This window comes from Mycobacterium sp. NGS48, from assembly GCF_059812585.1.
The window spans coordinates 1-1,375 of the sequence record NZ_JCALCY010000043.1 but is presented as its reverse complement, the minus strand read 5'-3'; the positions used below and the strand labels follow the sequence as shown (position 1 = coordinate 1,375).

Annotated in this window: 1 protein-coding gene; it reads left to right on the top strand. The window is 64.8% G+C overall.

The window, feature by feature from the left end; all coding sequences use genetic code 11:
* Positions 1–124 precede the first annotated feature (124 nt).
* Positions 125–1,351 carry an IS110 family RNA-guided transposase gene (locus tag AC5Y42_RS23570; protein ID WP_499900977.1) on the top strand — a complete coding sequence of 409 codons (1,227 nt, stop codon included), beginning with the start codon at positions 125–127 and terminating at the stop codon, positions 1,349–1,351.
* Positions 1,352–1,375 lie beyond the last annotated feature (24 nt).

Genomic DNA, 1,375 nt, shown 5'->3' with positions numbered 1-1,375 from the left:
GCCGGTTGGTGAGGTCGCCAATAGCGCTGATGGGGTGTCGTGCTTCGAGCACTGATCCATTAGGTTGCCGCCGGGTGTCCTTCGGCTCGAACAGGGTTCACCTCACATCGAGCAGGGAGGCAAGTTGACGATATTCGTTGGAGACGACTGGGCTGAAGACCATCACGACATTTATCTGATGGACGCCGACGGGACCAAGCTGGCGTCGCGTCGCTTACCAGAGGGACTGGCCGGCATTCGCGGGTTCCACGAACTGGTGGCCTGCCACGCCGAGGAACCCACCCAGGTGGTGATCGGCATCGAAACCGACCGCGGCCTGTGGGTCGAAGCGCTCGCCGCGGCCGGCTACGAGGTGTTCGCGGTCAATCCGCTCGCCGTGGCCCGCTACCGCGACCGCCACCAGGTATCGGGTGCGAAGTCTGATGCCGCCGACGCCAAACTGCTGGCCGATCTGGTGCGCACCGACCGGCACAATCACCGCCCGATCGCCGGGGACACCCCGGACGTGGAGGCGATCAAGGTGCTGGCGCGGGCGCACCAGAACCTGATCTGGAGCCGCAACCGGAACACCAATGCGCTGCGCAGTGCGTTGCGGGAGTACTACCCCGCGGCGTTGGTAGCCTTCGAATCTCTGGCCGACCGCGACGCCCTAGCGATCCTGGGTCGCGCTCCCACCCCGACCGACGCCGCTCGACTGAGTGTTTCAAAGATCCGATCAGCGCTTAAAGCCGCCGGGCGGCAACGTAATATCGATGCTAAGGCACTCGAAATTCAGACAGCGTTGCGCACCGAGCAGCTCGCCGCACCGACCGCAGTCACTGCCGCGTTCGGGGCCACCACTCGCGCCGCGGTCGGGATCATCGCCGAGTTGAATCACCAGATCGCCGATCTCGAAGCCGAGTTGGCGACACATTTTGAGGCACACCCGGACGCCGACATCTACCGCTCCCTGCCAGGACTTGGTGTCATCCTCGGCGCCCGGGTGCTCGGTGAGTTCGGGGACGACCCGAACCGCTACACCACCACCAAGTCTCGCAAGAACTACGCCGGAACATCACCATTGACCGTCGCGTCCGGCAAGAAACGCGCCGTGCTGGCCCGTCACGTCCGCAACCGCCGCCTCTACGACGCGATCGACCAGTGGGCCTTCTGCGCTCTGACCAACAGTCCCGGCGCCCGCGCCTTCTACGACCAGCACCGCGCCGCCGGGGACCTGCACCACCAAGCGCTACGAGCCCTAGGCAACCGACTCGTCGGCATCCTGCACGGCTGCCTTCGCCACCACACCGCCTACAGCGAACACAAAGCCTGGGCTCACCGCCACACCAACCCTGACATCAAAGCTGCTTGACAACTTGCAGTCCTGGGATGTCTA